The organism is Micromonospora sp. NPDC049203, assembly GCF_043197215.1.
Taxonomy (GTDB): Bacteria; Actinomycetota; Actinomycetes; order Mycobacteriales; family Micromonosporaceae; genus Micromonospora.
In genome coordinates this window covers 150,372-174,291 of sequence record NZ_JBICSV010000004.1, presented here as the reverse complement: position 1 = coordinate 174,291, position 23,920 = coordinate 150,372, and the positions used below count along the sequence as shown (strand labels likewise).

At 72.9% G+C, this 23,920-nt stretch carries 22 protein-coding genes; 7 read left to right on the top strand and 15 right to left on the bottom strand.

Features of this window, described 5'->3' with window-relative positions:
• Nucleotides 1-632 precede the first annotated feature (632 nt).
• A complete protein-coding gene (ispD, locus tag ACGFIA_RS13245) occupies nucleotides 633-1,328 on the bottom strand; it encodes a 2-C-methyl-D-erythritol 4-phosphate cytidylyltransferase (protein ID WP_393260013.1) in 696 nt (231 codons plus the stop codon).
• Nucleotides 1,329-1,381: 53 nt separating this feature from the next.
• Nucleotides 1,382-1,867 (bottom strand): CarD family transcriptional regulator, encoded by a 486-nt coding sequence (locus tag ACGFIA_RS13240; protein WP_013288937.1) that lies wholly within the window; start codon nucleotides 1,865-1,867, stop codon nucleotides 1,382-1,384.
• Nucleotides 1,868-2,194: 327 nt separating this feature from the next.
• On the opposite strand from ACGFIA_RS13240, the gene ACGFIA_RS13235 reads away from it, so the two are divergent.
• Entirely contained in the window at nucleotides 2,195-2,890 is a 696-nt protein-coding gene (locus tag ACGFIA_RS13235) for a hypothetical protein (RefSeq protein ID WP_357385528.1), read from the top strand.
• A gap of 19 nt (nucleotides 2,891-2,909) precedes the next feature.
• Here the strand turns inward: ACGFIA_RS13235 and ACGFIA_RS13230 are convergent, their stop codons facing one another.
• The 4 genes from ACGFIA_RS13230 to ACGFIA_RS13215 form a co-directional block, all read right to left on the bottom strand.
• Nucleotides 2,910-3,506, bottom strand: a complete 597-nt coding sequence (locus tag ACGFIA_RS13230; RefSeq protein WP_357385526.1) for a hypothetical protein — start codon at nucleotides 3,504-3,506, stop codon at nucleotides 2,910-2,912.
• Nucleotides 3,507-3,545: 39 nt separating this feature from the next.
• On the bottom strand, nucleotides 3,546-4,595 hold the full coding sequence (locus tag ACGFIA_RS13225; protein WP_357468870.1) for a type III polyketide synthase: 1,050 nt from the start codon (nucleotides 4,593-4,595) through the stop codon (nucleotides 3,546-3,548).
• A 96-nt stretch (nucleotides 4,596-4,691) separates the two neighbouring features.
• Nucleotides 4,692-5,858 carry an acyl-CoA dehydrogenase family protein gene (locus ACGFIA_RS13220; RefSeq protein WP_393260009.1) on the bottom strand — a complete coding sequence of 389 codons (1,167 nt, stop codon included), beginning with the start codon at nucleotides 5,856-5,858 and terminating at the stop codon, nucleotides 4,692-4,694.
• Between the two features lie 40 nt (nucleotides 5,859-5,898).
• The gene (locus tag ACGFIA_RS13215; protein ID WP_357468864.1) at nucleotides 5,899-6,654 is read right to left on the bottom strand and encodes a methyltransferase domain-containing protein; all 756 of its coding nucleotides are present in this window, start codon (nucleotides 6,652-6,654) and stop codon (nucleotides 5,899-5,901) included.
• A 45-nt stretch (nucleotides 6,655-6,699) separates the two neighbouring features.
• Between ACGFIA_RS13215 and ACGFIA_RS13210 the strand changes: the two genes are divergently transcribed.
• The 4 genes from ACGFIA_RS13210 to disA all read left to right on the top strand — a co-directional run bounded on the left by ACGFIA_RS13210 (nucleotide 6,700) and on the right by disA (nucleotide 11,297).
• Nucleotides 6,700-7,530, top strand: coding sequence for a UbiA family prenyltransferase (locus ACGFIA_RS13210; RefSeq protein WP_357385518.1), 831 nt, complete (start codon nucleotides 6,700-6,702; stop codon nucleotides 7,528-7,530).
• A 141-nt stretch (nucleotides 7,531-7,671) separates the two neighbouring features.
• Entirely contained in the window at nucleotides 7,672-8,424 is a 753-nt protein-coding gene (locus ACGFIA_RS13205) for a hypothetical protein (RefSeq protein WP_357385516.1), read from the top strand.
• Nucleotides 8,425-8,524: 100 nt separating this feature from the next.
• Nucleotides 8,525-9,976 (top strand): DNA repair protein RadA, encoded by a 1,452-nt coding sequence (radA, locus tag ACGFIA_RS13200; protein ID WP_393260005.1) that lies wholly within the window; start codon nucleotides 8,525-8,527, stop codon nucleotides 9,974-9,976.
• A 130-nt stretch (nucleotides 9,977-10,106) separates the two neighbouring features.
• A complete protein-coding gene (gene disA, locus ACGFIA_RS13195; protein ID WP_349880028.1) occupies nucleotides 10,107-11,297 on the top strand; it encodes a DNA integrity scanning diadenylate cyclase DisA in 1,191 nt (396 codons plus the stop codon).
• A gap of 8 nt (nucleotides 11,298-11,305) precedes the next feature.
• Here the strand turns inward: disA and ACGFIA_RS13190 are convergent, their stop codons facing one another.
• The 3 genes from ACGFIA_RS13190 to ACGFIA_RS13180 form a co-directional block, all read right to left on the bottom strand.
• The gene (locus tag ACGFIA_RS13190; protein WP_357385510.1) at nucleotides 11,306-12,076 is read right to left on the bottom strand and encodes a hypothetical protein; all 771 of its coding nucleotides are present in this window, start codon (nucleotides 12,074-12,076) and stop codon (nucleotides 11,306-11,308) included.
• A gap of 105 nt (nucleotides 12,077-12,181) precedes the next feature.
• On the bottom strand, nucleotides 12,182-12,745 hold the full coding sequence (locus tag ACGFIA_RS13185) for a peptide deformylase (RefSeq protein ID WP_357385508.1): 564 nt from the start codon (nucleotides 12,743-12,745) through the stop codon (nucleotides 12,182-12,184).
• Nucleotides 12,742-13,254 (bottom strand): ACT domain-containing protein, encoded by a 513-nt coding sequence (locus ACGFIA_RS13180; protein ID WP_357385506.1) that lies wholly within the window; start codon nucleotides 13,252-13,254, stop codon nucleotides 12,742-12,744. Before ACGFIA_RS13180 ends, ACGFIA_RS13185 begins: the two co-directional genes overlap by 4 nt.
• A gap of 95 nt (nucleotides 13,255-13,349) precedes the next feature.
• Between ACGFIA_RS13180 and ACGFIA_RS13175 the strand changes: the two genes are divergently transcribed.
• The gene (locus ACGFIA_RS13175; protein WP_393260001.1) at nucleotides 13,350-14,249 is read left to right on the top strand and encodes an A/G-specific adenine glycosylase; all 900 of its coding nucleotides are present in this window, start codon (nucleotides 13,350-13,352) and stop codon (nucleotides 14,247-14,249) included.
• Nucleotides 14,250-14,454: 205 nt separating this feature from the next.
• On the opposite strand, the gene ACGFIA_RS13170 is transcribed toward ACGFIA_RS13175, so the two are convergent.
• From ACGFIA_RS13170 to lysS, 3 genes are all read right to left on the bottom strand, one after another.
• Nucleotides 14,455-16,992 (bottom strand): ATP-dependent Clp protease ATP-binding subunit, encoded by a 2,538-nt coding sequence (locus ACGFIA_RS13170; protein WP_357468850.1) that lies wholly within the window; start codon nucleotides 16,990-16,992, stop codon nucleotides 14,455-14,457.
• 551 nt (nucleotides 16,993-17,543) lie between these two features.
• Complete coding sequence (locus ACGFIA_RS13165; protein WP_013288952.1) at nucleotides 17,544-17,894, bottom strand: Lsr2 family protein; 351 nt, start codon at nucleotides 17,892-17,894, stop codon at nucleotides 17,544-17,546.
• Nucleotides 17,895-18,012: 118 nt separating this feature from the next.
• A complete protein-coding gene (lysS, locus tag ACGFIA_RS13160; RefSeq protein ID WP_357385502.1) occupies nucleotides 18,013-19,521 on the bottom strand; it encodes a lysine--tRNA ligase in 1,509 nt (502 codons plus the stop codon).
• A gap of 94 nt (nucleotides 19,522-19,615) precedes the next feature.
• Here lysS and ACGFIA_RS13155 point away from each other — a divergent pair, with 94 nt between their 5' ends.
• Entirely contained in the window at nucleotides 19,616-20,362 is a 747-nt protein-coding gene (locus ACGFIA_RS13155; protein WP_393259998.1) for a class I SAM-dependent methyltransferase, read from the top strand.
• Between the two features lie 80 nt (nucleotides 20,363-20,442).
• Here the strand turns inward: ACGFIA_RS13155 and ACGFIA_RS13150 are convergent, their stop codons facing one another.
• The 3 genes from ACGFIA_RS13150 to ACGFIA_RS13140 form a co-directional block, all read right to left on the bottom strand.
• Nucleotides 20,443-21,201 (bottom strand): type III pantothenate kinase, encoded by a 759-nt coding sequence (locus tag ACGFIA_RS13150; protein ID WP_013288955.1) that lies wholly within the window; start codon nucleotides 21,199-21,201, stop codon nucleotides 20,443-20,445.
• Between the two features lie 9 nt (nucleotides 21,202-21,210).
• The gene (nadC, locus tag ACGFIA_RS13145; protein WP_357385498.1) at nucleotides 21,211-22,107 is read right to left on the bottom strand and encodes a carboxylating nicotinate-nucleotide diphosphorylase; all 897 of its coding nucleotides are present in this window, start codon (nucleotides 22,105-22,107) and stop codon (nucleotides 21,211-21,213) included.
• A gap of 105 nt (nucleotides 22,108-22,212) precedes the next feature.
• A complete protein-coding gene (locus ACGFIA_RS13140) occupies nucleotides 22,213-23,913 on the bottom strand; it encodes an L-aspartate oxidase (RefSeq protein ID WP_393259995.1) in 1,701 nt (566 codons plus the stop codon).
• Nucleotides 23,914-23,920 lie beyond the last annotated feature (7 nt).

Genomic DNA, 23,920 nt, shown 5'->3' with positions numbered 1-23,920 from the left:
GGCTGTGGTTAGCTTTGGTTGTTGTACGCCCCAGTGTCGCCTCTGCCTCGTGCAAGCGCCTGGGGCTCTTTCGTTGCCGTCGGCGCGGCGGGCGATCCCTCGCGATCGTCACGCTTAGCATCCGTTCCGTGACGCATCACCCCCATGCTCGCACGGTGCACCACTGGATCTCGCCCGGCAGGTTCCACCCCTATCTGGCTGCCGCCGGTGGCGACGAAAGCAAAGCCTGCGAGTTGTACGAGTGGAGCGTCGCCCTCACAGGCGCGTCGTTCGAGGCGTTCCACTACGTCGAGGTCGTTACCCGCAACGCGCCTTCCAGAGGTGCCCAAGATCCTCTTCCGGCTCGACAACGTCGATTGGACGGTCGGTGAGGTGAACCGGCTCCGAGCGGCGGGTGAACCACGCGACGCACTCCTCGCCGACATCATCGAGGTCAGCCGGAAGCACGGGTGGACCGAGGGGCGTTATCAGGTGTTCGGACTCACGGCGCCGGGGTCGGCGGGCCATCTGACGCTACCGACGCCGATCCCGCACCACGGCCGAGGCAGAGGTAGCGCTTTCACGCAAGGCCAGCGGCATGTCGTCCGAGACCGCCTCCGCCGGGCTCGATCCACCGCCGACCTGTGAGGCGGTCAGGCGCCGGTGGCAAGCAGGTGTTCGGCCAGGGCCAGGTCGAACGGGCGAGTGATCTTCAGGGCCAGCTCGGAGCCGGGTACGCAGGTCACCGTGCCCCCCTGCTTCTCGACCAGCCCGGCGTCGTCGGTGAGCGCGTCACCAGCCGAACTGTGGGCCGCGATCAGCACCGACCGACGGAAGCCCTGCGGCGTCTGCACCGCCCGCAGCGCTGACCTGTCGACAGTGCCGAGCACCCGCTCGGCCGCGTCGACCTCCTTGATCGTGTCGACCACCGCAAGCACCGGGATCACCGCGTCGTGCCCGTCGCGGACCGCCGCGGCCACCGACTCGACCAGGTGGGGCGGGGTGAGCGCGCGGGCCGCGTCGTGCACCAGGACGATGTCCGGGCCGGCGGGAACTGCTGCGAGGGCCGCCGCCACCGACGCCTGGCGTTCGGCGCCACCGGATACGACTGTCACCGGGGCCACGGGGTCGAGCATCGCGCGTACCGCCTCGACCTCGGTCGCCGGTGCGGCCACCACGATCGTGTGCACCGAGGGCGCGGCGGCGATCCGGCGGACCGCGTGCACCAGTAGCGGCTCACCGGCGAGCAACCGGAGTGCCTTGGGGGCGCCGGGTCCGAGGCGTACGCCGGCACCTGCCGCAGGAACGAGGACCGCGACGTCACCGCGCGGATTGAGCTGCGCGGTCACGTCGCGGTCCTCGGATTCGTTCGCTGCGGGGTGGGTAGAGGCAGAGGCGTGGATCAGGCCTCGGTCAGCACCTTGTCGAGCAGCGTCTCGGCCTCGTCCTTGGTGCTCTTCTCCGCCAGCGCGACCTCGCCGACGAGGATGTCACGAGCCTTGGCGAGCATCCGCTTCTCGCCCGCCGACAGGCCCCGCTCCCGCTCCCGGCGCCACAGGTCGCGGACGACCTCGGCCACCTTCAGCGGGTTACCGGAGGCCAACTTCTCCAGATTCGCCTTGTAACGCCGCGACCAGTTGGTCGGCTCCTCGGTGTGCGGTGCACGGAGCACGTCGAAGACCTTGCCCAGGCCCTCTTCGCCAACCACTTCGCGCACACCCACGATCTCGGCGTTCTCGGCGGGCACCCGGACCGTCAGGTCACCCTGCGCGACCCTCAGGACGAGGTATTCCCTGGGCTCGCCCTTGATGACCCGAGTCTCGATTGCCTCGATGAGTGCGGCCCCGTGGTGGGGGTAAACAACGGTCTCGCCGACACTGAAAACCATAGGTTCGAAACCCCTTTCGCTGTGTCTAGGGTAACACGCTCAGGCACCGATGTCTCACCGCTGTCCTGATCGTTGGCGCAGCTCAGGGGCCCTGTGAGAGGTATTTCTTCAGCTTGACAGGCGGTCAAACCGATGCTTTCGACACGCTCCGTGAGGAACACGTGACAACCCGGTAAGGGCGACGGGAGCGTCCGGATCTAGGGCTATGCGCTCCTTCCATGGTAGCTCCGCAACTCCATCCGCGCCCAGGTGTGGCGTTACGGCGGCCGTTGCGGGACGCTGGTGAGGGACGTGACGTCCGCTCACCGAGACGTTCCTGGGGGTCCGATGGGCGTGCCTGACGCTGACGGCCAGGGGTCGTCGGACGGGCTGCCCGGCCTGCCCCCGGAGTGGGGACGGGTGGTCGTCCCGGACGACGCCTCGGCGCTCGCCGACGAGGCCCGGCAGGTCCGCCGGGAGCTGCGCCGCGCGCGGCGGGGCTCCGGCCGGCGTACGACTCCGGCCCGGCTCGGGCTGCCGGTGCTGATCCTGCTCGTGTCGGTGCTCGTCACGCTCGCCGGGCTGGCCGCCGTCACATGGCCGCGTACCGGCACCCGGTCCGGTGCGCCGACGGTGCTCCCGCGCTCCACCGCCGCGCCGCAGCCGGTCGGCCCGCTGCCCGCGCTGGACCTGGTCGGCGCGGACGACACGCCGGTGCCGCTGCGTAGCCTGCTGCCCGCCGTGATCATCCTGGTCGACGCCTGCGCCTGCGCCGAGCAGGTCGGCACCGCGGCACGCGCCGCCCCGCCCGGCGTCACCGTGGTCACCGTGACCGAGGGCCGCAGTGCCGGGCCCGCGAGCGTCCCGGGAGTACGCCCGCTCGGCGACCCGGCCGGCGGCCTGCGCTCCTACCTGCACCTGTCGCCCCACCCCGGCACCGCCGCCGCGCTGCTCGTGGACCGGCAGGGCACGCTGGTGCGGGTGGTGCCGGAGCTGGGCCCGTTGTCGGCCTACGGCGCCGACCTCGCCCGGCTGGGCGGCTGAGCCACCGGCCCGACCGCGCTCAGTAGAGCGCTTCGAGCCGGGCGTCCAGTTCGGCCCGGCCGCGTACACCGCTGAACCGCACCAGCACCGGTGCGCCCGTGCCGCCCAGCACGGGCAGCTCCAGCCGCCCGCCGCACCGGAGCACCCGCCGCGCGTCGCCGTCCCCGGCGCCGGAGAGCCGGACGGCGACCACACCGTCCCCCGAGCAGCTCACAGTCAGCCGGTAGTCGTCGCCGCGCGAGGGGTTCACCTGCCGTACGACGGGTGGGCCGTCCGGCGTCAGGCTTGACGTCTCCCGCCACACCACGTGCGACATCCTGAGAACGCGCGCGGTGCCGTCCGCCTCCACCCGCATCACCACCGACCGCTCCGGCTCGGTGACCGCCCCACGGCGCACCCCCGGCGGCAGATCGCTTCCCGGGCGGGACGGCCAGACGACGCCGGTCGGCGGGTCGACCATCACAGTGCGGAAGAACGCCTCGGCACTCGCGGCCGGTGCCGCGGTGGCCGGACCGGGCTCCGGTGCCGCCGCCCGCCACCAGGCCGCGCCGGCGGCCAACGCCAGGGCGGTCAGCACGGCCAGCGGTACCCGCCCGTCCCGCTCGTCGGAGGCCATGACGGCAGCGTATCGGCGCGGCCGAGGCGGGGCGAGCCGTCAGCCCACCCGTTCCAGCAACACCGCGTAGAGCGTCAGGCCCGGCCCGAACGCGAGCATCACCACCCAGCGCGGGGACGGCTCCGCGCGCCACAGCCGGTCCAGGATCAGCAGCACCGTCGGGGAGGAGCAGTTGCCGTGTTCGGCGAGCGTGCCCCGGGACGCGTCGAGCCCGTCCGGCGGCAGAGCCAGCTCACGCTCCACCACGTTGAGGATCCGCGGACCGCCCGGGTGCACCGCCCAGCCGTCCACGTCGGAACGTTCGCACCCGTGCCGCGCCAGCAGGTCGTCGATCAGCGTCCGGACATGCCGGGAGAGGACCTGCGGCACCTTCGGCGACAGCCCCATCCGGAAGCCGGTGTCGGTGACGTCCCAGGTCATGTGGTCGGCAGTGGAGGTGTCGGTGACCGAGGTGACCTCGCGCAGCGCGTACCCCCGGCCGCCCGGGACGACCACGGCGGCGACCGCGGCGTCCGAGAACAGCGCGTGGGAGACGATCTGCTGGGTGTCCACCCGGGCGCCCGGCGGCTGGATGTGCAGGCTGGTCAGCTCCGCGCAGAGCAGCAGCGCCGGCCGCCCCCGGGCGGTGACGAAGTCGCTCGCCGCGCCCAGCCCGGGCAGGGCCGCGTAGCAGCCCATGTGCCCGACGAACATGCGCTGGGTGGCGGGAGACATGCCGAGGTCCCGGGCGAGCAGGATGTCCAGCCCCGGGGTGGCGTACCCGGTGCAGGAGCAGACGATGAACAGCCCGATGTCGGCGGCGTCCAGGCCGGCGGCGGTGAGCGCCCGGCCGACCGCCTCCTTGCCCAGCGGCAGCGCCTCCACCTGGTAGCGGCGCATCCGGCGCTCGGTCGGCCACTCCGAGACGTCCTCCAGCAGCGGGTTGACCGCCGCCTGCCGCCGGGTCACGCCGGAGTTCGCGAAGATCCGCTCGGCCAGTGCCCGGGTGTTCCCCTGGAAGTGCCCCGCGAAGAAGCCCGTCCACAGCTCGTCCTGCGCCGCCGCCGGCGGTTGTGCCGTACCCAGACCCGCGATCACCGGTATGCCCACGTCCCCACCCTCGCCCTTCACTCGCACCGACTCTGGTCACCGTGCCGCTTTTCGTCAGCGACTGCGGGGCTCGCAAAACCGGCTCACTCCTCGCGCTCACCAACGAGGGAGCGTGCTGTCGCGGTCCGGGTCGCCGCCCAGCGCGGCGATGCCGAGCCAGTCGGCGCACACGTCGGACGTGGCCGGATGCAGCGAACCGCAGCGGGCGTCCCGGTAGAGCCGCTCCAGCGGATGCCCACGCCGCGTCGCCGAGGTGCCCGCCGCCTCCAGCATGGAGGCCGCGACGTCGGCGGCGTTGGTGCCGGCGAGCAGCTTGGCCCGCCACACCCAGCGGTTCGTCTCGGCGTCGCCGGGCGCCTCGTCGACCCGCCGGGCCGCCTCGGTGACCACCAGTTCGGCGGCGGCGGTGGCCGCGTCGGCCCGGCCCAGACGGGCCCGCACGGCGGGCAGGCCGGCCAGGTTGCGCGCGTTGAGGTGCTCGGCCGCGGCGTCGACGGTGGCCCGGGCCACGCCGACGTAGACCGCCGCGTAGCTCGCCACCAGCCAGTGCGGCATGAGCTGGGCGACGACCAGGGCCAGCCCTTCGACGCCGCCGAGCAGCCGGTCGGCCGGGACCGTCACGTCCAGGTGCACGTCGTGCGAGGAGGTGGCCCGCATGCCGAGCGAGTCCCAGGTGGGCTCGACGGTGATCCCGTCCCCGGCCGGGACCAGGAACTGCGACACCACCGACTGGTCGGCGGCGCTGCGGGCGGCCACCAGGTAGCCGTCCGGGTGGCCGGCCCCGGAGCAGAACGTCTTGCTGCCCTTGATGTGCCAGCCACCCTCGACCGGCTCGTAGACGGTGCTGAGCTGGGACAACCGGGCGCCGGCGCCGCGTTCGCTCATCGCGACCGCGTACCAGGCGCCGTCGGCCGCCGCGCGCAGCAACCGGTCCCGCGCCGCCAGCGCCTCGTCCGGTACGCCGAGCGCCTCGGCCAGTTCCTCGGTGACCGCGCCCAGCGCCCCGGTGACCGAGGCGTGCATGTTGAACACCAGCGCGGTCGCGCCGTTGCCCCGGGCCAGTTCGGTGGCGACAGCTGCGTACTCGGCGAAGCTCGCGCCCGCGCCGCCCAGCTCGGGGGGCACCATCAGGCCGAACAGCCCTGCTTCCCGCAGGTCCGCGAAGTCGTCCACGGGGAACGAGCCGTCCCGGTCGTGCCCGGCCGCGCGGGCGGCCAGTCGCGGCGCCAACCGGCGGGCCGCCTCCAGCGCGTGCACAGTCATGTCGCCCCCTTCTCGCGTCCTTTACCCCGGGCGGCCCCGGCTACCCGCTCCGGCGCCCCCAGCCCTGGTACAGCACCGCCGTCGACCGGGTCGGCACGATGCGCGGTTCGGTCCGGCCCGGACGGTCGCCGCCGCGCATGCGGCGCAGCAGCCACGCGAGCGTCCCGCCCAGCTCCGGGCGGACCCCGCGCACCGTCAGCGACACGCCGTGCCGGGCGCACTCGGCGACCAGTGCGCGGGCGTCGACGAACAGCCGCGGGTCGTGGATGCCGCGCGGCACCGTGGGCAGCCGTTCGCCCAGCTCCACCGCGACCAGCCGGGCCAGCAGCGTGTCGTTGAGCGTGTCCAGCACCAGCAGGCCGCCGGGTCGCAGCAGCCGGCACGCCTCGGCGACCGCCCGCCGCCAGTCCGGTACGTGCTCCAGCACCTCCCCGGCGGAGACCACCGCGGCGCAGCCGTCGGCCAGCGGCACCGCCGTCGCGTCGCCCTGGATCACGGTCACGCCGTGCTTCGCGGCCTGGTCGAGCGCGGAGCGGGTCAGGTCCACCCCGACGTGGTGGTAGCCCTTCCCGGCCAGGTGCGGCGCCAGCAGCCCGGCGCCGCAACCCAGGTCGACGAGCGGATCGTCCGGCGTGGACGCCGGAGGCACGAGTGCCGCGCGCGCCCGCGCCAGCCAGTGCAGCATCGCGAACGCTCCGTCCGGCCGCCACCACTCGCCGGCCAGGTCGTCGTACTGCCGGGGGTCGTTCGGCGGCAGCACCCGGTACGGAGTGGACACCGGGGACGCGTCGGGCATGCGTCGAGCGTGGCACGACTGCCCGGTAACGACCAGACTTCCGGTATGTCGACACGGGTGTCAGGGCTCGTCCGGGCGAGCCATCCGGAGCCGGCGGCGGCGGTCACCGTGGTCGCCGCGCTGCTCGCCGCCGGTGTCGGGCACTCCGCGGCCGGTGTCGTCGCGGTGGGGCTGACGGTGCTGGCCAGTCAGCTCGCGGTCGGGTGGAGCAACGACCTGATCGACGCCGACCGGGACGCCGCGGTGGGGCGTACCGACAAACCGGTGACCACCGGCGCGGTGGCCCGGCCGACGCTGGCCCGCGCCACCGCGGTGGCCGCCCTCGCCGTGCCCCTGCTGGCGCTGGCCGGCGGCCCGGCCGCGGCGGCCTGCGCCACCCTGGGCCTGGTCTCCGCGCTGCTCTACAACCGGCCGCTGAAGTCGACGCCGGTTTCGGTGCTGCCCTACGCGGTCTCGTTCGGCGCGCTGCCCGCGTTCGTGGTGCTCGCGCTGCCCGGCTCGCCGGCGCCCCCGGTCTGGCTGGTGGCCGCCGCCGCGCTGCTCGGCGCCGGCGCGCACTTCGCCAACGTGCTGCCCGACCTGGCCGACGACGCCCGGACCGGGGTGCGCGGGCTGCCGCACCGGATCGGGCCGGTGGGCAGCCGGCTGGCCGCCGCCGGGCTGCTGCTCGCGGCCACCGTCACGCTGGTCCTCGGCCCGCCCGGGCCGCCGTCGTGGACCGGCCTGTCGGCGGTCGCCGCCGCCGTCGCCGTGCCGGCGGCCGGCTGGTACGCGGGACGCTCCGCGCCCGGACGCTCGGCGGCCGCCTTCCGGGCGGTGCTGGTGGTGGCGCTCATCGATGTGGTGCTGCTGGTGACGAGCGGCCGGGTGGTCTGAGCAGGTCCCTCCGAGGTGGTATTGCCGGGTCCGCGTGCGGGCCTCGATCAGCTCCAACTACCCTGGAGCGCGGTCTGCGCGGGTATGGCCACCCCGTGCCCGGTGGTCGACCGGGCGGGGATCGTGACGAGGAGGACCGACGTGACGCGCTCGATCAGGGGTTCCCGGGGGCCGGCCCTGCTGCTGGCCGGCACGGCGGCGGCGGCGAGCCTGCTGCTGTCCGGGTGCGGCGCCGGGCAGATTTCCGAGACCGCCAACAAGATCCCGTCGGTACAGGGCGTCAACGTCCAGACCTCCGACAACCTCTACAAGGTGCGCGGGCTCTACGTGCAGTTCCCGGGCCCCAAGGGCTACGAGGCCGGGTCGAACGCGCCGGTCAACGTGGTGATCTACAACGACAGCGAGAAGCCGGTGACCGTGACGGTCACGACCGACAGCGCGCGGGAGATCGTGCTCACCGGTTCCGGCGCGGGCGAGAGCGGCGCGGCCACCCCGACCGGTTCGCCCACCGAGCCGGTGACCACCTCGCCGACCGCGTCCGACCCGAGCGCCTCGCCGAGCCAGTCGCTGGAGGTGACCGGGTCGCCGTCGGCCAGCCCGTCGCCGAGCGAGAGCGAGTCCGCGCCCGCCGGTCAGCCGGCCCGGATCGAGATCCCGGCGCTCAGCTACGCCCAGCTCAACGCCGGCAACCCGCGGTTCCTCCAGCTCGTCGGCCTGAACGAGAAGCTGCTCGTCGGCCAGCAGGTCAACCTGACCTTCGACTTCGGCGACGGCAAGGTCGTCAAGACCCCGGCCCCGATCGGCATCCCGCTGACGGCGGAGGCCACGCCGTCGAAGATCGTGAACCCGCGTGAGCACGCCGGTGAGGACGGCGGCGCCGAGGGCGGCCACTGACCTCCCCCTCCTTCCGTCGGCACCGCCGCCGTGGCCAGCGCCACGCCGGCGGTGTCGCCGTTTCGGGTGGGCTTTCGTCGTACGGGCCGGTTAGCGTCCGGTGGTGACCTCGCCCCGATCGACCCCCTCCCGTGCCGGCGCCGGCCGCGGTCGCGCCGCCACCCGCGACCCCCGCCCGGCCTACGAGTGCGACGCCTGCGGCCACCAGCCGCCGAAGTGGGTGGGCCGGTGCCCCGAGTGCGGCGAGTGGGGTTCGGTGGTCGAGTGCACGGTCACCGGCCCCATGGTCTCCGGCCGGGTGGTCAGCTCACGGATGCCGGCCGAGCCGGCCCGGCCGATCGCCACGATCAGCGCCGCGCCCGCCCGGGCCCGCCCCACCGGCGTCAGCGAGCTCGACCGGGTGCTCGGCGGCGGGCTGGTTCCCGGCGCTGTGGTGCTGCTCGCCGGTGAGCCCGGCGTGGGCAAGTCGACGCTGCTGCTCGACGTGGCCCAGCAGTGGGCGGCCGGTGCCGGCAGCCCGTCGCTGGTGGTCAGCGGCGAGGAGTCGGTCAGCCAGGTGCGGCTGCGCGCCGAGCGGATGGGCGCCCTGCACGACCAGCTCTACCTGGCCGCCGAGAGCGACCTGTCGGCGGTGCTCGGCCACCTCGACGCGGTCAAGCCGGGGCTGCTGGTGCTCGACTCGGTGCAGACCATCTCGACCACCGGCACCGAGGGCGTGCCGGGCGGCGTCACCCAGGTCCGCGCGGTCACCGCCGCGCTGGTCGCGGTGGCCAAGGAGCGCGGCATCGCCACCGTGCTGGTCGGGCACGTCACCAAGGACGGCCAGGTGGCCGGTCCCCGGGTGCTGGAGCACCTGGTCGACGTGGTGCTGCACTTCGAGGGCGACAAGCACTCCTCGCTGCGCATGGTGCGCGGCGTGAAGAACCGCTTCGGCGCGGCCGACGAGGTGGGCTGCTTCGAGATGCACGAGGGCGGCATCAGCAGCCTGGCCGACCCGTCCGGGCTGTTCCTGACCCGTTACTCCGAGCCGGTGCCGGGCACCTGCGTGACGGTGGCGATGGAGGGGCGCCGGGCGCTGGTGACCGAGGTGCAGGCGCTGATCGGGGCAACTGTCGCCGGCTCGCCCCGGCGCACCGTCTCCGGCCTCGACAGCGCCCGGCTCGCCATGGTCCTCGCGGTTCTCCAGCGCCGCACCGAGCGGCTCACGCTGCACGACCGGGAGGTCTTCGCCGCCACCGTCGGCGGCATCCGGGTGGTGGAGCCGGCGGCCGACCTGGCCGTGGCGCTCGCCGTCGCGTCCGGCGGGCTCAACCTGGCGCTCAACCCGCATCTGGTGGCCATCGGCGAGGTGGGCCTCACCGGCGAGGTCCGCCGCGTCGGCGCGGTCCCCCGCCGGCTGGCCGAGGCCGCCCGGCTCGGCTTCCGGCTGGCCCTCGTGCCGCCCGGCTGCGGGCCGGAGAGCAGCGGCGCCGGGCCGGAGAACATGCGGGTGATCGAGGTCACCGACGTGCGAGCCGCCCTCCAGGCGGCCGCCCGCGCGTCGGCGGAGTGACACGGGTGGGATCCGCCGGGCGTTTCCGGGCAGGCCACGCAGGCCGCACCGACCCGCCCGAGCCGGGCATCGTGACACATCACAGTAACCACGAGAGCACCCACCGCATGGCAGTCCGTAGACTGTGCCCGTGCCGATCGACCGCGATGCCACAAAGCCCGCAACGGCGACGCCGCACGCCCGTACCGGCGCCGTGAGCGGCAACCCCGCTCGTGCCATCAGCGTGAGCGTCAACGGAAGCGTCGGCGGCGGGGCCGGCGCCGATCCGCTGCGCGCCAATCTCGCCCTGATGGCGCCCGGGACCGCCCTGCGCGACGGCCTGGAGCGGATCCTGCGCGGCCGCACCGGCGCGCTGATCGTGCTCGGCTACGACAAGGTGGTCGAGCAGATCTGCACCGGCGGCTTCCCGATGGACGTGGAGTTCTCCGCCACCCGGGTCCGGGAGTTGTGCAAGATGGACGGCGCGGTGGTGCTCTCCAGCGACGGCACCCGGATCGTGCAGGCCGGCGTGCACCTGATGCCCGACCCGTCCATCCCCACCGAGGAGTCCGGCACCCGGCACCGCACCGCCGAGCGGGTGGCCCGGCAGACCGGCTACCCGGTCATCTCGGTCAGCCAGTCGATGCGGATCATCAGCCTCTACGTCAACGGCCAGCGGCACGTGCTGGACGACTCGGCGGCCATCCTGTCCCGTGCCAACCAGGCGCTCGCCACGCTGGAGCGCTACAAGCTGCGGCTGGACGAGGTCTCCGGCACGCTCTCCGCGCTGGAGATCGAGGATCTGGTCACCGTCCGCGACGCGGTGGCGGTGGTGCAGCGGCTGGAGATGGTCCGCCGGATCGCCGACGAGATCGCCGGTTACGTGGTGGAACTGGGCACCGACGGCCGCCTGCTGGCCCTTCAGCTCGACGAGCTGATGGCCGGCGTGGACGCCGACCGCACCCTGGTCATCCGCGACTACCTGCCGACCGGCCGCAAGTCGCGCACGCTCGACGAGGCGCTCGTCGAGCTCGACCTGCTCAGCGCCACCGAACTCATCGACCTCGTGGCGGTGGCGAAGGCGATCGGTTACCCGTCCGCCTCGGACGCGCTCGACGCGGCGGTCAGCCCGCGCGGTTTCCGCCTGCTGGCGAAGGTGCCCCGGCTGCCGGTCGCCGTGGTCGACCGGCTGGTGGTGCACTTCGGCAGCCTCCAGCGGCTGCTCGGCGCGACAGTGGAAGACCTCCAGGCGGTCGAGGGTGTGGGCGACGCCCGCGCCCGTGGCGTCCGCGAGGGCCTGTCCCGGCTCGCCGAGGCGAGCATCCTCGAACGGTACGTCTGACCGACCGCTCAGCCGGTGACGGTCAGCTTCACCGGCTCGCTGATCTTGGTGCCGACCCGGGCGAACAGCTGGTACGCCCCGATCGCGGCGAACTCACCGCTCGCGACCCCGTTGGCGCACCTGTTGTCCCGCCGGCCGTTCCAGCCCAGCTCGTAGGAGCGCTCGAAGTTCGGCGTGAACGACTGCACGTCCGAGCCCTTGCCGGTGCCGCAGGTGTCCGACGACCAGACCTTCTCCGCGCCCGACTTCAGGTACAGCTCCTGGAGATCGGCGCCGACGTCCCGGCTGCACGTACGGTTCGACACGTTCTTGACCTTGAGGCGCAGCGTGACCACAGTGCCCCGCTGGGCGGTGGGCGGCACCGCCACCGGCGTCACCAGCAACTCGGAGTCGGTGCAGGTGCCGTCATCGGAGACCGGCTGGCCGGTGGCGCCGCCGTTGCCGTTGCCACCCCCGTTGTTCACGCCCCCGCCGGTGTTCGCGCCGCCGCTGCTCGCGCCACCGTCGCCGGTGCCGCCGCCGGTGTTCGCGCCGCCGCCGCTGTCGCCGGCCGTCGGTGACGGGCCGCCCGACTGCGGGGTCAGCACCGAACCGGACGGGTCGGGCTGAGCGCCGGCGGAACCGCTCGGGGACGGGTCCGTACCCGGCGCACCGGTGTTGCGGTCCGTGCCGGTGCAGGAATAGAGCAGGACAATCAGGAAGAGCAGCCCTGCTCCGAGCACGACGGCACGACGCCGCCAGTACACGGCAGGGGGCAGGGGGCCGACCGTCAGACGCATGATGCGCCTACCGTAGCCGCGCGGCGCACGGCTCGCCGGTCCGACGCGCCGGGAACCCGCCGCGGCACCCGGACAGCCGTCCACAGTGGAGTGCGACGATCACCGTCAGAGGTAGACCTTGCGCTGGTAGATCGCGTGCGCGCCGGCCACCCGGTCGAGGAAGAGCAGCCCCGCGCAGTGGTCGATCTCGTGCTGGAGCGCACGCGCCTCGAAGCCGTCGGTCACCAGCCGGACCGGCTCGCCGCTGCCCGGAAGCACACCCTCGACCACCAGGCGGCTGGCCCGCTTCACATCGCCGGTCAGGTCCGGCACCGACATGCAGCCCTCCCGGCCGGCCTTCCACCGGGACGCCTCCACCACCCGGGCGTTGCAGAGCACGAACGTGCCGTGCACCGTGACCGCCTTCGGATGCCCCGTCACGTCCACCGCGAACACCTGCGCGCTCACCCCCACCTGCGGCGCCGCCAGGCCCACACAGCCGGGCGAGACGCGCATCGTGGCCACCAGGTCGGCGGCGAGGCGCACCACCTCGGCAGACGTCGGGTCGACCTCCGGGCCGGGTTGGCTCAGCACCGGCTCCGGGGCCGTGACCACCGGGCGTACCGCACCGGAGACGCCGAGCTTCTCCGGGGTCCAGCCGCCCAGGCCCGCGTACTCCGGCCCGGTCACAGCAGATCCGTGTCCGCCGGGCGGAGGCTGACCCCCACGCCCAGATCCGCGGCGACCCGGGTGAGCCGGCCGGCCACCTCGTCCGACACGCCGGGCGGCAACTCGACCTCGGCGACCACCACGTAGAGCGAGCCGGTCAGCCGGGTGCTCAGGTCGGTGACGTTCCCGCCCGCGTCGGTGAGCACCCGGGTCATCGCCGCGACGATGCCCATCCGGTCCGCGCCGTGCACCGCCAGCACGTACGGCTCGCCCGTGGGCTCGCTGCCGCCGTCCGGCGTGACAGCGCGTACGGTGGCCAGCAGGTGACCGTCGGCGGCGAGCGGGGCCAGCGCGGCCTCGACGTCGGCGGCGGCCGGGCCAACGCAGATCAGGGTCATCGCGAAGTGTCCACGCAGCCGGGTCATCGTCGAGTCGGTGAGGTTCGCGCCCAGCCGGGCGAGGACCTCCGCGACGTCGGCCACGATGCCCGGCCGGTCCCGGCCGATGACGGTGATCGCGAGCTCGTTCATTCGGACATTCTGCCCCGTCGTCCATGATCGATCGACACCGGCCACCCGCCCGCCCAACCTGCGGGAAAGGCAGTCGTGACATGATCGGCGGCGCGATGTCCGAGCCCACATTCGCCACCCTGGTCAGCCGGTGGTACGAGCGCAACGCCCGCGACCTGCCCTGGCGCAAGCCCGGCATCGGCGCCTGGGCGATCCTGGTCAGCGAGGTCATGCTCCAGCAGACCCCTGTGGTCCGGGTGGTACCCGCCTTCCAGGCATGGCTGGCCCGCTGGCCCGAGCCGCGCGCGCTCGCCGAGGACACCCCGGCCGAGGCGATCCGGATGTGGGGGCGGCTCGGCTACCCCCGCCGGGCGATCCGCCTGCGTGAGTGCGCGGTGGCAATAGTGGAACGGCACGGCGGCGTGGTGCCCGACCGGCTCGACCAGCTGCTGGCGCTACCTGGTGTCGGCACGTACACGGCCCGCGCGGTCGCCGCGTTCGCGTACGGGCAGCGGCACCCGGTGGTGGACACGAACGTCCGGCGGGTGGTGTGCCGGGCGATCGCCGGAGAACCCGACGCCGGCCCCACCACCCGCCCGGCCGACCTGGTCGCCACCGAGGAGCTGCTGCCGATCGAGCCGGCCGCCGCCGCGCTCGCCAGCGCCGCGTTCATGGAACTCGGCGCCGTCGTCTGCACCGCCCGTACGCCGCGCTGCGCGGTCTGCCCGGTCGAGTCGAGCTGCGCCTGGCGGGCCTCCGGGCAGGCCGCCCCGGCCGGACCGACCCGCCGGCCGCAGCGCTACGCGGGCACCGACCGGCAGGTACGCGGACTGCTGCTCGCGGTGCTGCGGGAGTCCACCGGCCCGGTGCCGCACCGGCGGCTGGACCAGGTCTGGCACGACGACGTGCAGCGGGCCCGGGCCCTGGCCGGCCTGGTCACCGACGGCCTGGTGGAACCGGTTGGCGAGGAGTCGTTCCGCCTGACCGGCGACGGCCCCGCCCTCCCCCTCCCCTGACCGCACCCCACCCCATCCGCCCCACCCCCACCCTCACCGCAAGCGGTGATCAAGGAGTTTGTGTCCCCGAGAAGCCCATCGGGAGACACAAACTCCTTGATCAACCGGGTAAGGGCGGGGCGGGCGGGGTGGGGTGGGTGGGCATGGGAAAGGCGACGGCCCCGGTGGCTTTCGCCTACCGGGGCCGTCGCCCTTCGTGCTCTCGTTATGCGGCGTCGTCCGCGCCGGTGGCGGCGGTGCCGCCGAGGTCCGCCGGGACCGCGTCCGGCACGGCGTCCGGCCGGTCCGCACCCCGGAAGACGAGCTTGGACTTGTCGATGTTCTCCGGGTCGCCCTCGCAGTCCACCACCACGATCTGACCCGGGGTCAGCTCGTTGAACAGGATCCGCTCGGACAGGTTGTCCTCGATGTCGCGCTGGATCGTGCGGCGCAGCGGCCGGGCACCCAGCACCGGGTCGAAGCCCTTCTTCGCGAGGTACTTCTTCGCGTTGTCGGTCAGCTCCAGACCCATGTCCTTGTTGCGCAGCTGGCCCTCGATCCGCTGGATCATGATGTCGACGATCGAGAGGATCTCGTTCTCGCGGAGCTGGTGGAAGACGATGGTGTCGTCGATCCGGTTGAGGAACTCGGGCCGGAAGTGCTGCTTGAGCTCGTCGTTGACCTTCTGCTTCATCCGGTCGTAGTTCGACTCGGAGTCCTCCGACTGCTGGAAGCCCAGCGAGACCGCCTTGGCGACGTCGCGCGTACCGAGGTTGGTGGTCAGGATGATGACCGTGTTCTTGAAGTCCACGATCCGGCCCTGGCCGTCGGTGAGGCGCCCGTCCTCCAGGATCTGGAGGAGCGTGTTGAACACGTCCGGGTGGGCCTTCTCGATCTCGTCGAAGAGGACCACCGAGAACGGCCGGCGACGCACCTTCTCGGTGAGCTGCCCGCCCTCGTCGTAGCCGACGTAACCGGGAGGGGCACCGACGAGCCGGGACACCGTGTACCGGTCGTGGAACTCCGACATGTCGAGCTGGATGAGGGCGTCCTCGCTGCCGAACAGGAACTCGGCGAGCGCCTTGGACAGCTCGGTCTTACCGACGCCGGACGGGCCGGCGAAGATGAACGAGCCGGAGGGGCGCTTCGGGTCCTTCAGGCCGGCCCGGGTACGCCGGATCGCCTTCGAGACCGCCTTGACCGCGTCCTCCTGGCCGATGACGCGCTTGTGCAGCTCGTCCTCCATGCGCAGCAGGCGCGAGGTCTCCTCCTCGGTCAGCTTGTAGACCGGGATGCCGGTCCAGTTGCCGAGCACCTCGGCGATCTGCTCGTCGTCGACCTCGCTGACGACGTCCAGGTCACCGGCCTTCCACTCCTTCTCCCGCTGCGCCTTCTGGCCCAGCAGCTGCTTCTCGGTGTCGCGCAGCTGCGCGGCCCGCTCGAAGTCCTGCGCGTCGATCGCGGACTCCTTGTCGCGGCGCACCTGGGCGATGCGCTCGTCGAAGTCGCGCAGGTCCGGCGGCGCGGTCATCCGGCGGATGCGCATCCGCGCGCCCGCCTCGTCGATCAGGTCGATCGCCTTGTCCGGCAGGAACCGGTCGGAGATGTACCGGTCGGCCAGCGTCGCGGCGGCGACCAGGGCGGCGTCGGTGATGGAGACGCGGTGGTGCGCCTCGTAGCGGTCCCGCAGGCCCTTGAGGATCTCGATGGTGTGGGCCAGCGACGGCTCACCCACCTGGATCGGCTGGAAACGACGCTCCAGAGCGGCGTCCTTCTCCAGGTGCTTGCGGTACTCGTCGAGCGTGGTGGCGCCGATGGTCTGCAGCTCACCACGGGCCAGCATCGGCTTGAGGATGCTGGCGGCGTCGATCGCGCCCTCGGCCGCACCCGCACCGACGAGGGTGTGGATCTCGTCGATGAACAGGATGATGTCGCCCCGGGTGCGGATCTCCTTGAGCACCTTCTTCAGGCGCTCCTCGAAGTCGCCGCGGTAGCGGGAACCGGCGACCAGGGCACCGAGGTCGAGCGTGTAGAGCTGCTTGTCCTTCAGCGTCTCGGGCACCTCGCCCTTGATGATCTTCTGGGACAGGCCCTCCACCACGGCGGTCTTGCCGACGCCGGGCTCACCGATCAGCACCGGGTTGTTCTTGGTGCGGCGGGACAGCACCTGCATGACCCGCTCGATCTCCTTCTCGCGCCCGATGACCGGGTCGAGCTTGCCCTCGCGGGCGGCCTGGGTCAGGTTGCGGCCGAACTGGTCCAGCACGAGGCTGGTCGACGGCGCGGCCTCGCCCGGCGCGGCGCCGGCCGCGGCCGGCTCCTTGCCCTGGTAGCCGGAGAGCAGCTGGATGACCTGCTGGCGCACCCGGTTCAGGTCGGCGCCCAGCTTCACCAGGACCTGGGCGGCGACGCCCTCGCCCTCGCGGATCAGGCCGAGCAGGATGTGCTCGGTGCCGATGTAGTTGTGGCCGAGCTGCAGCGCCTCGCGCAGCGACAGCTCCAGCACCTTCTTGGCCCGCGGCGTGAACGGGATGTGCCCGCTCGGCGCCTGCTGGCCCTGGCCGATGATCTCCTCGACCTGCTGACGCACGCCCTCCAGGGAGATGCCGAGGCTCTCCAGGGCCTTTGCCGCGACACCCTCACCCTCGTGGATCAGGCCCAGCAGGATGTGTTCCGTACCGATGTAGTTGTGGTTGAGCATCCGGGCCTCTTCTTGGGCCAGGACGACAACCCGTCGCGCTCGGTCGGTGAACCGCTCGAACATGCCCTCGTGCTCCTCACGTGCCGTGCGCCTTGATGGTCAGATCTCGGCGGGGCCGGTGCGCGGACGTCCGGGACGGGCGTCCGTGCCTCCTTACTCTATCGCCGCGGACCGCCTCCGCTGAGGTCGTGTGCCCCCGCGAATGACCGTTCCGGCGTCGTTTCTGACAACCGTCCACGCTCAGGAGGTGTTCCGGGACCCCTGCCTGTACGCGCAGAGCGAAATTCGACCGGCGGCCGAACGGCCGGTCGAGGTGGACCCGGTGCGTCGCCGGCGCGTCCGCCGGGTCGTCCACAGCCTGTGGACGCAGTCTCCACCGCCTGTGGACAACCGTCCCCGGCGGAGATTTCTTCCCCGACCGTGGACCGGCCGGCCCGCTCGGGCCGCACCGGCCAGCCGGCGCGGCGCGGCCGAAACGGGACCGCGCGACCGGTCGGGGACGCGGACGCGGAAACAGGACACCAGCGCGCAACAGGACACCGACGCGGAAACGGCGACGCCGGCCCGGAGTGGCACTCCGGTCCGGCGTCGCGTCGCCCGTGACGAGGGTGGGGTCAGTGCCCCGCCTTCGCGTGGTACTCGTCCACAATCTCCTGCGGGATCCGGCCCCGGTCGGAGATGTCCTTGCCGGCCTTCTTGGCCCACTCGCGGATGGCCCGGTTCTGCTCGCGGTCGGCGGTCGCCCCGCCCCGGCCCCGAGCGGCCCGGCCACCCACGACCACACCCCCGCGACCGACCTTCGTTCCGTTCGCGATGTACGGCGCGAATACGTCACGCAATTTACCGGCGTTGGATGCGGAGAGGTCGATCTCGTACTGCACCCCGTCGAGCGCGAACTTGACGGTCTCGTCAGCGTCCCCACCGTCCAGGTCATCGACCAGCTTGTGAATGATCTGCTTGGCCACGTCCTACATTCCTTTCGAGCAGGGTTGTGCTCCTGCAATACCCCGAGCACAATAACCCGTCCGGCGCTTGCTCCGTCAATAGGACCGGGTAACGAGCCGGAGAAGGCTTGCGGAGCGCCTACTCGGGCCGGACCAACGGGAACAGGATCGTTTCCCGAATTCCGAGCCCCGTCAGTGCCATCAGCAGCCTGTCGATTCCCATTCCCATGCCTCCGGACGGCGGCATTCCATACTCCATCGCTCGGAGAAAATCCTCGTCCAGCCGCATGGCCTCGTCGTCTCCGCGCGCCGCGAGCTGCGCCTGGGCCACCAGCCGCTCGCGCTGCACGACCGGGTCGACCAGCTCCGAGTACGCGGTGCCCAGCTCGAATCCGAGCACGTAGAGGTCCCACTTCTCGGCCAGGCCCGGCTCGCTGCGGTGGGCCCGGGTCAGCGGGCTGGTCTCCTCCGGGTAGTCCATCACGAACGTCGGCGCCTGAAGGGACGGCACCACCAGTTCCTCGAACAACTCCTCGGCCAGCTTGCCCGGCCCCCACTTCGGGTCGACCGAGAGACCGACCTTGTCCGCGTACTCGACGAGGCGTGCCCTTTCGGTGCGGACGGTGACCTCCTCACCGAGCGCTTCGGAAAGAACACCGAACAGCGACACCGACCGCCACTGCCCGCCCAGATCGAACTCACGCCCGTCGGCGTGGGTCACCACCGTCGAGCCGGCGACCGCCAGTGCGGCCTGCTGCACGAGATTTCGGGTCAGCTCCGCCATCGTGTGGTAGTCGCCGTACGCCTGGTACGCCTCCAGCATCGCGAACTCGGGCGAGTGCGAAGAGTCGATGCCCTCATTACGGAAGTTGCGGTTGATCTCGAAGACGCGGTCCACGCCGCCGACCACCGCACGCTTGAGAAACAGTTCCGGCGCGATTCGCAGATACAGATCCGTGTCGAGCGCATTGCTGTGGGTCACGAATGGGCGGGCCGCCGCCCCGCCGTGCAGCAGTTGCAGCATCGGGGTCTCGACCTCGATGAAGTCCTGACCGTGCAGGGTGTCGCGCAGGCTGCGTACGGCGGTGGACCGGGTGCGTACCATCTGCCGCGCCTGCGGGCGGACGACCAGGTCCACGTAGCGCTGGCGGACCCGGGACTCCTCGCTGAGCGGCTTGTGCGCCACCGGCAGCGGGCGCAGCGCCTTGGCGGTCACCGCCCACTCCTCGGCGAGGACGGACAGCTCGCCGCGCCGGCTGGTGATCACCTCGCCGGTCACGCCGACGTGGTCACCGAGGTCGACCAGACGCTTCCAGTCCGCCAGCCGCTCGGCACCGACCCGGTCCAGCGAGAGCATCGCCTGGACCTCGGTACCGTCACCGTCGCGCAGCGTCGCGAAGCAGAGCTTGCCGGTGTTGCGAATGAAGATCACCCGGCCGGTGACCGAGACCCGGTCGCCGGTGGCGGTGTCGGTGGGCAGGTCGGCGTAGCGCTCCCGCAGCCGCGCGAGCGTGGTGGTGCGCGGGAAGCCCACGGGGTACGGCTCGACGCCCTCGGCGAGCATCCGGTCCCGCTTCTCCCGGCGGACCTTCATCTGCTCGGGAAGGTCGTCGGCGGGGTCTGTTGGCAGGGCGTTCTGCTCGGTCACGGCACGCTTCCTCAGGCCTTGGGGAACATCGGCGGGGTCAGCACATGAGCGTACTCAAGCGCCCGGGCGGCCGTTACGGGATAACCTGCCCGCCATGACCGACCCCACTGCGGCCCTCTCGTTCGGCGCCGCCGCGGCCGAGTACGACCGGTTCCGTCCCCGCTACCCCGAGGCCGCGTTGCGCTGGGCGCTGGACGGGCTGCACGCCGCCCGGGTGGTGGACCTCGGCGCCGGCACCGGCATCCTCACCCGAGGGCTGCTGGCGCTGAGCGGGCCGGTGGCGCGGGTCGTACCCGTGGAGCCCGATCCGGGGATGCGGGCGCAGCTGGCCGCCGCCACGCCTGGCACGACGGCGCTGGCCGGCAGCGCCGAGGCGGTGCCGCTGCCGGACGGGTCGGCGGACGCGGCGCTGGCCGGGCAGGCCTACCACTGGTTCGACAGGGAGCTGGCGCACGCCGAGGTGGCCCGTGTGCTGCGGCCGGGCGGCACGTTCGCGCCGGTCTGGAACATCCGCGACGAGCGGGTCGACTGGGTCGCGGAGCTGACCCGGATCGCCCACCTCGGCGACAACGCGGGCGACGTGACCCAGCGGTACGCGGACTTCGGCCCCGCCTTCACGGCGGTCGAGGTGGGCGAGTTCGCGCACGCCACCACGCTCACGCCGGACGAGGTGGTGGCGATGCTGCACACCCGCTCGTTCTGGCTGACCGCCGACGCGGACGAGCGGCGGCGGGTGGACGCGGAGCTGGCGGAGCTGTTCGCCACCCACCCCGACCTGGCCGGCCGGGACGCCGTCGAGCTGCCGTACCGCACGATGGTGCTCCGGGCGTGCCGGAGTTGAAGCGGCGGCGTTGAAGCGGCGGCGTTAAGAAGGGGCCCTTCCTCTACCGGAGGCGTTAAGAGGGGGCCCTTCCTTGCACCTCAGACGTTGCGGTCGTAGACCATCCGCAGGCCGATCAGCGTGATCATCGGCTCGTGGTGGGTGATGGTGTGGCACTCGCCGAGCACCAGCGAGGCCAGGCCGCCGGTGGCGATGACCGCCTTCACGCCGCCCAGCTCCTCCGACATGCGCTCGACGATCCGGTCCACCTGGCCCGCGAAGCCGAAGTAGAGCCCGGCCTGAAGGCACTCGACAGTGTTCTTGCCGATCACCGAGCGCGGCCGGGTCGCCTCCACCTTGCGCAACTGGGCGGCGCGGGCGGCCAGCGCGTCGAAGGAGATCTCGATGCCGGGCGCGAACGCGCCGCCGAGGAATTCGCCCCGGCTGCTGACCAGGTCGAAGTTGGTGGTGGTGCCGAAGTCCACGACGATCGACGGCCCGCCGTAGAGCGTGTACGCGGCGAGCGTGTTCACCACCCGGTCCGCGCCCACCTCCTTCGGGTTGTCGATGGCGAGCTGCACGCCGGTCCGCACCCCCGGCTCGACGATCACGCTGGGCAGGTCGGCGTAGTACCTGTCCAGCATGGTGCGCAGCGAGCGCAGCGCGGCCGGCACGGTCGAGCAGGCGGCCACGCCGGTGATCTCCACGGCGTCGCCGGCGAGCAGCCCGCGGAACATCAGGCCCAGCTCGTCCGCGGTGGAGCGGGCGTCGGTCTTGATCCGCCACGAGTGCACCAGCTTGTCGCCGTCGAAGGTCGCCAGCACGGTGTTCGTGTTTCCGATGTCGATGCAGAGCAGCACAGCGGCAGCCTAGACGGCGCGCAGGTCGAGGGCGATGTCCAGGATCGGCGAGGAGTGGGTGAGCGCCCCCACCGAGAGGAAGTCGACGCCCGTCGCGCCGTACTCGGCCGCCATCGGCAGCGTCAGCCCGCCGGTGGCCTCCAGCTCCGCCCGGTCACCCACCGACGCCACCACCTCGCGCAGCTGGGCCGGGGTCATGTTGTCCAGCAGCAGGAACCGCGCGCCCGCCTCGACGGCCTCCACCGCCTCGGCCGGCGTGTCCACCTCGACCTGCACCGGGACGTCGGGGAACGCGTCCCGGACCCGGCGGAACGCGGCGGCGATCCCGCCCGCCGCGAGCTTGTGGTTGTCCTTGATCATGGCGACGTCGTACAGGCCCATCCGCTTGTTCGTGCCGCCACCGGCCCGGACCGCGTACTTCTCCAGCGCCCGCAGGCCCGGCGTGGTCTTGCGGGTGTCGAGCACCGTCGCCTTCGTGCCGGCGAGCGCGTCGGCCCAGGCCCGGGTGTGCGTTGCCACGCCGGACATGCGGGACAGCAGGTTCAGCGCCGTGCGCTCGCCGGTCAGCAGCAGCCGGGTCGGCCCGGTCACGGTCGCCAGCACGTCGCCGCGCGTCACCCGCTGCCCGTCGTGCGCCACAAGCGACACCTCGACCGTACGCCCCGCGCCGGTCACCTCGCCGACCAGCTCGAACACGGCGGCGGCCACCGGCAGTCCGGCCACCACGCCGTCGGCACGCGCCACCAGATCGGCCGTGTCGTGCTGCTCGTCCGGGATGGTGGCCACGCTCGTGACGTCGAGGAAGTCGGGCCCCAGATCCTCGCGCAGCGTGTCGACGATGACGTGCCGGACCCGCTCCGGGTCCAGGCCACCCTCCCGCAGCGCCCGCTCCGTCGGCTCCCTCATGAACTGTGCCTCCTTCGTTCGCGACTGCGGGGCTCGCAAAACCGGCTCACTCCTCGCGCTCACAGGGCCTCCTTCGTTCGCGACTGCGGGGCTCGCAAAACCGGCTCACTCCTCGCGCTCACTGGTCGCCTCCCAGCGCTCGACCACGATGCCGTCCGTCCCCACCTCGGCCACCAGGTGGCCCAGCCACCGCTCGTCGGCCGTCGGGAAGTCCTCGCGCCAGTGGCAGCCCCGCGTCTCCTGGCGCGCGTACGCGGCGGCGACCAGCGTCGACGCCACTGTGAGCAGGTTCGTGGCCTCCCAGTCGGCGGTACGCGGCGAGCCCTGCCCCGCGCCCAGCGCGGTGAGCGTGGCGGCGGTGGCCTCCAGCGTTCGCTCCGACCGGAGCACGCCCGCGCCCCGGGTCATCGCCCGTTGCAGATCCGCCGTGCCGGACGCCGGCACCAGCGGACCCGGCCCGCCCACCCAGGCGCCGGTCTCCGCCGGGCGAGCCTGCTCGGGCAGGCCGGCGGCGATGTCCTCGGCGATCCGGCGGGAGAAGACCAGCCCTTCCAGCAGCGAGTTGCTGGCGAGCCGGTTCGCGCCGTGCACGCCGGTGCAGGCGACCTCGCCGCACGCGTACAGGCCGGGGATGGAGGTACGGCCGCGCAGGTCCGTCCGGACGCCGCCGGAGGCGTAGTGCGCGGCCGGCGCGACCGGGATCAGGTCGGTCGCCGGGTCCACGCCGATGGCCAGACAGGACGCCACGATGGTCGGGAAACGCCGGGCCAGGAAGTCGCCGCCCAGGTGCCGGGCGTCCAGGAACACGTGGTCGGCGCCGGCCGCGAGCAGCACCCGGTGGATGCCCTTGGCGACCACGTCCCGGGGGGCCAGCTCGGCCAGTTCGTGCTGGCCGACCATGAACCGCTTGCCGTCGCCGTCAACCAGGTGGGCGCCCTCGCCGCGCAGCGCCTCGGAGACCAGCGGCTGCTGTGCCAGCCCGGCGCCCGGGCCGCCCGCCGGCACGATCAGCGCGGTCGGGTGGAACTGGACGAACTCCACGTCGGTGACCGCAGCGCCCGCGCGCAACGCCAGCGCCACGCCGTCCCCGGTGGAGACCGCCGGATTGGTGGTGGCGGCGAAGACCTGCCCCATGCCGCCGGTGGCCAGCACCACCGCGCGGCCGAGGATCGCGCCGACGCCGTCCTCGCTGCCCTCGCCGAGCACGTGCAGTGTGATGCCGCAGGCCGGGCCGAGTCCGCCCGGCCCGTCGCCGGGGGCGCGCAGCAGGTCCAGCACCAGCGCGTGCTCGACCAGCCGGATCCACGGGTCGCGGCGCACCGCGTCGTGCAGCGCCCGCTGCACCTCCGCGCCGGTGGCGTCACCGCCCGCGTGCACGATCCGGTCGGCCCGGTGGCCGCCCTCGCGGGTCAGCATCAGCGAGCCGTCCGGGTTGCGGTCGAACTCCGCCCCGATCCGCATCAGCTCACGCAGCCGGGTCGGCCCCTCGGCCACCAGCGCGCGGACCGCCGCCGGGGCGCACAGACCGACGCCGGCGACCTCCGTGTCGTACGCGTGCGCGGCCGGCGTGTCCGCCGGGTCCAGCACGGCGGCGATCCCGCCCTGCGCCCAGCGGGTGGAGCCCTCGTCCATGTCGACCTTGGTAACGACCGTGACGTGCAGGCCCGCCTCGCGCAGGTGCAGCGCGGCGGTCAGCCCGGCCACACCGGAGCCGACCACGATCACGTCTGTGGTCTCCACCCAGCCGGGGGCGGGCGCGGCGAGCAGCCGGGGCAGCGCCGGCAGGCCGACTGTGGGTAGGTCCATGAGCACA

What these genes read in the sequence shown, in the direction of transcription:
- ACGFIA_RS13210 (WP_357385518.1), top strand. Translation starts at nt 6,700, where the DNA reads ATGTCGACACGGGTGTCAGGGCTCGTCCGGGCGAGCCATCCGGAGCCG.
- ACGFIA_RS13220 (WP_393260009.1), bottom strand. Translation starts at nt 5,858, where the DNA reads ATGACTGTGCACGCGCTGGAGGCGGCCCGCCGGTTGGCGCCGCGACTG.
- ACGFIA_RS13230 (WP_357385526.1), bottom strand. Translation starts at nt 3,506, where the DNA reads ATGGCCTCCGACGAGCGGGACGGGCGGGTACCGCTGGCCGTGCTGACC.
- nadC (WP_357385498.1), bottom strand. Translation starts at nt 22,107, where the DNA reads ATGAGGGAGCCGACGGAGCGGGCGCTGCGGGAGGGTGGCCTGGACCCG.
- ACGFIA_RS13190 (WP_357385510.1), bottom strand. Translation starts at nt 12,076, where the DNA reads ATGCGTCTGACGGTCGGCCCCCTGCCCCCTGCCGTGTACTGGCGGCGT.
- ACGFIA_RS13235 (WP_357385528.1), top strand. Translation starts at nt 2,195, where the DNA reads ATGGGCGTGCCTGACGCTGACGGCCAGGGGTCGTCGGACGGGCTGCCC.
- ACGFIA_RS13215 (WP_357468864.1), bottom strand. Translation starts at nt 6,654, where the DNA reads ATGCCCGACGCGTCCCCGGTGTCCACTCCGTACCGGGTGCTGCCGCCG.
- ACGFIA_RS13240 (WP_013288937.1), bottom strand. Translation starts at nt 1,867, where the DNA reads ATGGTTTTCAGTGTCGGCGAGACCGTTGTTTACCCCCACCACGGGGCC.
- ACGFIA_RS13180 (WP_357385506.1), bottom strand. Translation starts at nt 13,254, where the DNA reads ATGAACGAGCTCGCGATCACCGTCATCGGCCGGGACCGGCCGGGCATC.
- ACGFIA_RS13155 (WP_393259998.1), top strand. Translation starts at nt 19,616, where the DNA reads ATGACCGACCCCACTGCGGCCCTCTCGTTCGGCGCCGCCGCGGCCGAG.
- ACGFIA_RS13140 (WP_393259995.1), bottom strand. Translation starts at nt 23,913, where the DNA reads ATGGACCTACCCACAGTCGGCCTGCCGGCGCTGCCCCGGCTGCTCGCC.
- ACGFIA_RS13170 (WP_357468850.1), bottom strand. Translation starts at nt 16,992, where the DNA reads ATGTTCGAGCGGTTCACCGACCGAGCGCGACGGGTTGTCGTCCTGGCC.
- ACGFIA_RS13175 (WP_393260001.1), top strand. Translation starts at nt 13,350, where the DNA reads ATGTCCGAGCCCACATTCGCCACCCTGGTCAGCCGGTGGTACGAGCGC.